The sequence below is a fragment of the Mariniphaga sp. genome (assembly GCF_041687215.1).
GTDB lineage: Bacteria > Bacteroidota > Bacteroidia > Bacteroidales > Prolixibacteraceae > Mariniphaga.
The window spans coordinates 19,960-27,617 of sequence record NZ_JAWLCI010000062.1; the positions used below are offsets into that span (position 1 = coordinate 19,960).

General features: G+C 39.8%; 7 protein-coding genes. 4 read left to right on the plus strand and 3 right to left on the minus strand.

Annotation, left to right across the window (positions count from 1 at the left end; all coding sequences use genetic code 11):
- Positions 1–111: 111 nt before the first annotated feature.
- Positions 112–882: a TIGR00266 family protein gene (locus ACESMA_RS17450; RefSeq protein ID WP_372950144.1), complete on the plus strand. Its 771-nt coding sequence runs from the start codon at positions 112–114 to the stop codon at positions 880–882.
- Between the two features lie 119 nt (positions 883–1,001).
- Here the strand turns inward: ACESMA_RS17450 and ACESMA_RS17455 are convergent, their stop codons facing one another.
- The 3 genes from ACESMA_RS17455 to ACESMA_RS17465 all read right to left on the minus strand — a co-directional run bounded on the left by ACESMA_RS17455 (position 1,002) and on the right by ACESMA_RS17465 (position 3,810).
- Positions 1,002–1,508, minus strand: a complete 507-nt coding sequence (locus ACESMA_RS17455) for a mechanosensitive ion channel domain-containing protein (RefSeq protein WP_372950145.1) — start codon at positions 1,506–1,508, stop codon at positions 1,002–1,004.
- 113 nt (positions 1,509–1,621) lie between these two features.
- Complete coding sequence (locus tag ACESMA_RS17460) at positions 1,622–2,956, minus strand: deoxyguanosinetriphosphate triphosphohydrolase (RefSeq protein ID WP_372950146.1); 1,335 nt, start codon at positions 2,954–2,956, stop codon at positions 1,622–1,624.
- A gap of 152 nt (positions 2,957–3,108) precedes the next feature.
- Positions 3,109–3,810 carry a M48 family metallopeptidase gene (locus ACESMA_RS17465; protein WP_372950147.1) on the minus strand — a complete coding sequence of 234 codons (702 nt, stop codon included), beginning with the start codon at positions 3,808–3,810 and terminating at the stop codon, positions 3,109–3,111.
- A 36-nt stretch (positions 3,811–3,846) separates the two neighbouring features.
- On the opposite strand from ACESMA_RS17465, the gene ACESMA_RS17470 reads away from it, so the two are divergent.
- The 3 genes from ACESMA_RS17470 (at position 3,847) to ACESMA_RS17480 (ending at position 7,407) form a co-directional block, all read left to right on the plus strand.
- A complete protein-coding gene (locus tag ACESMA_RS17470; protein ID WP_372950148.1) occupies positions 3,847–4,551 on the plus strand; it encodes a hypothetical protein in 705 nt (234 codons plus the stop codon).
- Between the two features lie 116 nt (positions 4,552–4,667).
- Positions 4,668–5,891, plus strand: a complete 1,224-nt coding sequence (locus tag ACESMA_RS17475) for an efflux RND transporter periplasmic adaptor subunit (RefSeq protein WP_372950149.1) — start codon at positions 4,668–4,670, stop codon at positions 5,889–5,891.
- A 10-nt stretch (positions 5,892–5,901) separates the two neighbouring features.
- Positions 5,902–7,407, plus strand: coding sequence for a TolC family protein (locus ACESMA_RS17480; RefSeq protein WP_372950150.1), 1,506 nt, complete (start codon positions 5,902–5,904; stop codon positions 7,405–7,407).
- The last annotated feature ends 251 nt before the right edge of the window (positions 7,408–7,658 follow it).

Sequence of the window (7,658 nt, forward strand, 5' to 3'; positions counted from 1 at the left end):
TGGCTGTCTTTTTTTTATGAACCGGGAAAATAAAATTTCTCCGGGTTCAGTTTTATTCAATACATCCAAAATTGTACCTTTAACTCCACAAAAATTTTAAAAATAAAAATTATGCAATCGCACGAAATTGATTATAAAATTATTGGTCACGATGTTCAGTTGGTAGAGGTTGAACTTGACCCGGGAGAAACGGTTATTGCCGAAGCCGGCGCTATGCTGTACATGGAAGACGGAATTGAATTTACTGCCCGAATGGGTGATGGATCCAATCCCAATGCCGGGTTTTTTGATAAACTGCTGTCTGCCGGTTCGCGGTTAATTACAGGCGAATCGCTGTTTTTAACGCATTTTACCAATAAAGGATGGGGTAAAAAACACGTGGCTTTTGCAGCGCCTTACCCGGGCACCATAATCCCGATGAACCTGACAGCGCTGGGCGGGCGCATTATTGTGCAGCGTGATGCCTTTTTATGTGCAGCCATGGGAACGAAAATCTCCATCACATTCAGCAAAAAACTGGGCGCCGGATTTTTTGGCGGCGAAGGGTTTATTTTGCAGCAATTGCAAGGCGACGGAAATGCTTTTATCCATGCCGGGGGCACTGTTATTGAAAGAGAACTGAACAACGAAGTACTGAAAGTAGATACCGGTTGTATTGTGGGTTTTGAGCCTACAGTTGATTACAGCATTGAACAGGCGGGCGGATTGCGTTCTATGGTTTTTGGCGGAGAGGGAATATTTTTAGCCACCTTGCGCGGCACAGGAAAAGTGTGGCTTCAAAGTATGCCCATCCGTAAATTGATTCGCGAACTTTCACCGGCAGGTGGAAACACCCGCAAGGAAGGACGCCCGGGACTGCTGGACAGTTTGCTGGAAAGATAGTTGGTTTTTATACCTGATTTAAAAATTTAAAGGCAGCCTTTCAAATTTTTGAAGTGCTGCCTTTTATTTTTTGAAATGATAGACCCTGATAACAAGTCGTTTTAATTTACGATACAAGATCAATGTTCATCTTTCTGCAGCACAATCGAAATGTTTTTTTGTAGAAAAATGTTGTTGGCGATGGAGATTTTTTCTTTGTTTTCGGTTTTAATGTGCACAAAAAAGAAAGTAATATCGCTAATGATACCTTCAATAACGAAATCTTTTTCAATAATTTTAATGTGATCTCCAATCTTTAAGGGATGATTAAAAAACAGAATGAGCCCGGCTGTAATATTTGAAAGCAGCGACCATTGCGCAACAAATGCGATACCAAGTACTGCCATTGCCGATGAAATAAACACAGCCAATTGCGATTGTTTTACCCCCCAAATGGCCGACACAAAAACAATTGCCGTAATGGACAACAAAAGGTTAACAATACGAATGGTCAGCTTTCTGCGTTGAGCAGTAAATTTGAATTTTTTCAGAAAGCTTTTTACAACTTTTCGTGTAAAAAAGTGTGCAAAAACCAGAACAATAAGGACAACTGCCGTTTGAATAATTTTTAATGTTTGAATGTTCATGACAAAATTTAAATTAATCGGGAGCAAAGTTAGCACTGAAGTTTTAAATATTCATAAAAATAAAACCCATAATTTTCCTGCCTCCAACTTCAAAATTCCAACTTCCGACTTCTTCAAACCACCCCCGGTAAACTTATCCCTGTAATTTTTCGGTACAAATCGAGGGCGAATACATCGGTCATTCCCGATATGAAATCCACCGCCGACTGAATTTTGTGGTACGGACTTTCACTTTCCGGTTGGTATTGTCCGGGCAGCAACGACAGGATTTTTTTGTTGTATCGGTCTTTCGGGTTAATTACTGCACCAACGAACTCATCCAGCAAAGTGCCGATAATTTTATATCCGGCAATTTCAATTTCAACTACGGTGCGGTGGGCATACACTTCCGAAAAAGAAACCTCTTTTACCTGTTTCATGGCAACTGTCTGATTATTATGCAGCGAATCCACCAGACTTTTTGAAAAACTTCCGCATAAAATGGATTCATAATTTTCTTCAAAAATCCGCATGCTTTCGTGAATCAGTTTGCCAATAACGCCGGCTCTGAGGTAGCTGATTTGTTCATTCTTGTCGGTTACCCGGGTTAATGTTTCTTCAATACTTTTTAACGCCTTTTTATCTTCGGCAGTATCATAAAAATTCAAAAAAAGCTCTTTCACCCGGTCGTAACTCAGAATTCCCAGTTTATAAGCATCTTCCAAATCCATAATCTGATAACAGATATCGTCGGCTGCTTCAACCAGGTAAACCAGCGGATAGCGCTGAAAAGAAAGCTGGTCTTTACTTTTTTCAGGAATCTGCAACTCAGCGGCAATATTTTTAAATTGAACTTTCTCCGACTGAAAAAAGCCAAATTTCTGTTTGGTGGCCAGCGACGATTCGAACGGGTATTTTACAATGCTGGCCAGCGTAGGGTAAGTAAGCGCAAAACCGCCGGGCCGCTTCCCGTTAAACTGGTGCATAAGAAGGCGGAGTGCGTTGGCATTCCCGTCGAACCGGATAAAATCGCTCCATTCTGCCGGTGTTAGTTGTTGCTGAAATTCTTTCCCGGCACCGTTTTGAAAAAAATTGGAAATGGCCGATTCACCCGAATGCCCAAAAGGCGGGTTGCCTAAATCGTGAGCCAGACAGGCTGCCGAAACAATGGTGCCGATTTCCGAAACCAACGGATTTTCCGGAAATACAACAGCCACTTTTTCAGCAAGCAAATTCCCCAGCGAGCGTCCTACGCTGGCCACCTCCAGGCTGTGGGTGAGCCGGTTGTGCACAAAAATATGCTCTGGTAGCGGGAAAACCTGCGTTTTGTTCTGCATCCGCCTGAATGGCGACGAAAATATAATACGGTCGTAATCGCGCTGAAACTGTGTACGGTCTTCAGGTCTGGCAGAAGTTTGCCACTCCTCCATTCCCATACGCTTGGTGGAAAGTAATTGATTCCAGTTCATAATTTATAATTATCAAAAAGCAATTTACAAAATCCAAATAATCCCCAAATCTCAAAATTCAATTCTCAAAACTATTTTTCATTGAACAATTTGGAATTTAATAAATTGACCATTGAAATTTATTTGAAATTTGGAACTTGTGCTTTTGAATTTCACAATGTATATGTTGAATATTTCTTTACTTCTCTGGCCAGTTGTCTGGCCTTGTTTCCCGTAATCTGGTCGAGTTTTTTCCAGAACAGTTCGCTGTGATTTTTTATTTCGGTATGCACCAATTCGTGCAGCAAAATATAGTCGATGAGTTCATCGGGTAGTTTCATCATTTGCAAATTCAGACTTATGTTGTTGCGCGATGAACAACTTCCCCAGTTGCGTTTGTTGTTGCGAATGGAAACTTTGTTGTAGCTGAATCCATGTTTTTGTGCCAGTTCTTTTAATCGTTTTGGTAATAAATAATGTGCCTCAACCTTATAAATCTGAGTAAGTGTGTGCTCAACGGCCAAACGCGCATTATCAGCTTGAAAATCATTTATACAAATAGTTACTTCATTATTTTTAACATTAACTTCACCAGTTACCAGCCCTTTGCGCAAGCTAACCGTATGCATTTTGGTCTTTAAAAGAAATCCTTCGTCAAACGATTTTTGCTGTGCTTTCGCTTTTTCCTGATGCTTTCGTATCCACGTTTCATTTTTGGCCAAAAAAGAAAGTACTTCCTTTTCTGAAACAAAAAAAGGAAAAGAAATAAGCACCGATTTGTCGGGTTTAACGCTAATTTTTATATTTTTCGAACGCCGGTTGCGAAAAAAAGTAACCGGACCTATACTTTTAAAATGAACTACTTTGTTTGGCATTCGTTTAACTAAAAATAAAACCAAAGATACCACATTATGGAACAGAACAAAAAAATGGAAGTTTTCTCCAACCTGACCAAACAAATAACCATTGCTTCGGTAGAAGAAAAAGTGCTGCCGGGCAGTCTGGTTTTTGAAGCACTAAACCAGTTTCCCGGTTATTATCATGAAACACCTACCAGTCCGGCACCCATTTACATTTATCTGGTTCTTGACAAGCAATATCCATTGGAAGAGGTTTTGCGGGCCACCCAAAACATTGAAAAAGAGTACGATTGGAATTTTGATTCGGGCAAAGGTTATATGCTGATTGGTTCGCAGCTACTAAATGTAATTCGTTTAAGGCATCTTTCTGAAATCGATTTGGTGGAAAAAATTCAGGAGGCTTATCAAAACCAGGGTATTCATTTTTTAATGAATAAAAAACTGAAGGGAAAACTGGAAGCAGAAGTAAAAATTGTAAAATTTCTTAATCTTGTAAAACTGGAAGATGGAATTTACATTGAGGAGAAGGATGAAAACTTTGGCTACATTGAAATACCAAAATACCTTAAACCTGCTGCTTTTGTAAAAGTTAACATGGATGTAAAATACAACTGGGACGGGCATGAATTTGATGCCGCATCCGGTTCGTTTTTCAAAAAAGGGAAGCTTTTTGAGTTTGTGAGAATTTTTTCAAACAAAATTGACGCTGACTATTTAATTAAAATAAGGAACTTGTTCCTGGAAAAAATAAGATAGCTGATTCCCCCGATAATTAAAGGATTTTTTTAATTTTGAGCCCTCGGTAAATAAAACCTTTTTGTTAACAAATTGGTTTTGTTACCATTATTTACCTTAACCAACTTTTGAAAACCATGGGAAAGAACAGAAAATTTCAGGTTTTAATCATAGCTTTGTTGTTAATTGCAGGAGTAGCCGGGGCATTTTATTTTTCAAGAATGTATTTGCCTGCTACCGTTAAATCAGCAAATTTTGTTACTGAAATTGTTGAAAATGGTCCGGTATTGCTTTCGGTGCATGCAACAGGAGTTGTTGATTCTGAAAGTGAAGTATTAATTTTGAGTCCCGGCCCCGGAATTATTCAAAGTATTCTTGCCGAACCTGGCACAAGAGTGAGAAAAGGTGAAATAATCCTTCAGCTAAATACCGACGGAGTTAACGATGATATTGACCAAATAAAAGATCAGCTTGAGGTAAGAAGAAATAGTCTGGAACGTACCCGGCTGAATGCCCAAAGCACAAGACTTGATTTGGAATATAACGAAGAAGTTAAAAAGCTGAGAATTGCATCGTTGAAATCGCAATTGGCCGACCAGCAACAGTTGCTGGAAGTTGGAGGTATTTCTCCTGCACGAATAGACCAGACCAAACAGGAAATTACACTTGCAGAAAAAGATCTCGAAACCCTGGTGGAAAAAAATTCTATTCGGCTACAACAACTCAAGGCAGAGGAACAGGGACTACTTTTACAAATCAGGATGGAGGAAAAACAACTCGAAGAAAAGCAGAATCTTATACAGAAGATGAGTATCCGGGCGCCTTCCTCCGGCATTATTCTCTCTATTTCAGGAAAAGCCGGCGAAAAGGTAAATACCGATAATTTGCTGGTCAGAATGTCTGACCTTACTTCTTTTAAAATAATCGGTTCGGTTGAAGAACAACATGCAGTGGAACTTAAAACAGGGAACAGGGTTTTGGTAAACCTCGGTGAGGATCAATTAGAAGGAACTGTTGGAAATATTACGCCCATGGTAGAAAATGAGAAAATTCAGTTTAATGTTCATCTTCAGGAAAGCAGCCACCCGAAACTCATTGCTAACCAGCAGGTTGAAATACAAATAATTGTAAATTACAAAGAAGATGCACTGCGAATAAAAAAAATACCGGAATTTGAAACCGGACAAAAACACAGAATGTTTGTAATTGAGGGCGATAAAGCAGTCAAAAAAGATTTCACCCTCGGAATTATTGGAAATGAGTATTGTGAAGTTCTTTCAGGGCTCAACGAAGGAGATGCTGTTGTTGTAGAAGGACTTAACACATTCAGACAATCAGATGAAATAGAATTAGAAAAATAGACCCGAAAAAATGAGAACGTTTTTTTTATTGTTATTCGCGGGTTTAACACTGTTTGCAAACCCGGTTACCCCTCAAAATGATACCATTGAAAATATTTTAACCCTCGAGGATGTTATTGATTTAGCCCTCACTCATTCGCCAACATCGAAATATGTCCAAAACCAAAACGTAAATTATTACTGGCGTTACCGGAATTTTAAAACCCGTTTCAGACCCCAGTTAACACTCAATGGCGATTTGCCAAATTACACGCACACCACCCAACCCATTACCCAGCCCGACGGGAGTATTGAATTTAAGCAAGTTTCCAATCTTGCAGCTTCCGCAAATCTCTCACTCAGCCAGTCTATTCCGCAACTTGGAACCAACATCTGGGCAAGTACATCAGCTCATGGTATTCGAAACTTAAATAAAAATGAAATCGGATTTTCGGGAAGCCCTTTTGTAATTGGATTTACTCAACCTCTGTTCGCTTATAACTGGATGAAATGGTACCGCAAAACCGAACCCATGATTTACGATGAAGCCCAAAAAAACTTCGTTGAGCAAATTGAAGAAATTGCGCTGAATGCTACTTACAGGTATTTTAATTACCTGATGGTTCAAACCAATTACAAACTGGCGGAAAATAATTTGAAAAACAGCCGGGATAACCTCCGGATTTCGCAAACAAAAAAAGAATTGGGCCAGATTTCAGATAATGATTATTCACGAATCGAATTATCGGTGTTAAATGCTCAAAAAGCATTGAACCAGGCCAGTATGGAATTAAAGAATACTGATTTTGAATTGAAAAGATACGTTGGACTGGATCAATCCATGGTGATCAATCTCGACATTCCACTGGATATCAGGTTCTTTGACATTGATCTTGATTTGGCCGTTCAGAAAGCGAGGGAAAATCGAAGAGAAACTTCACTTTACCAGCGCCAGTTAATTAATGCCGACCGTGAACTGGCTGAAGCAAAAAACAGTACCGGTCTCAGTACTACCCTCCGGGGAAGTTTCGGGTTATCGAACAGTGCAGAAACCGTTTGGGGTATTTATGACCAGCCAGAGCGTGACCGGATGTTGCGTATTTCTTTAAGCATTCCCATTCTTGACTGGGGGCGATCGGCGTCAACTGTTAAACTGGCTGAATCAGAAAGAGAACTTACCATTTATAATGTGAATAAAGATATTGAAGAGTTTGACCGTTCGGTAATTGTGCAGGTAGAGCAGTTCAGCCTTTTACAAGACCAGCTAAGAACAGCCACTGAAGCCGATAAAGTGGCAGAAAACGGGTATCAGATTGCACTTCGGAAATTCCAAAATGGTGAACTAAGCATTACCGATTTAAACATTGCCCTGCAGGAGCGCGAGCAGGCCAAACGTGACTATATCCGTTCCATTCAAAGTTATTGGGTGGCCTATTACCGGCTTCGTGTGCTCACACTTTTCGATTTTGAAAAAGGACATAACATAACTTACGGAAATCCCATGCTTGAGGAAGAAGTTGAGAGATTTTTATTCTGATAAAAATTAAAAAAAGGCAGATAAACAAATACCTGCCTTTTTTCGTGGAGCATACCGGAGTCGAACCGATGACCTTCCCGATATTGCCAATCGGGACACTCCAGCCAACTGAGCTAAAAAAGGAGGTGGTAGAGTAAGCGATGAATATCGAGCTGGCAAATTTCTGGCTAAAACAAAAAAAAGAGTCACAAAAATTAATTTGTAACTCTTTGATCTCCTTAGTGGAGAATATCGGAGTCGAACCGATGACC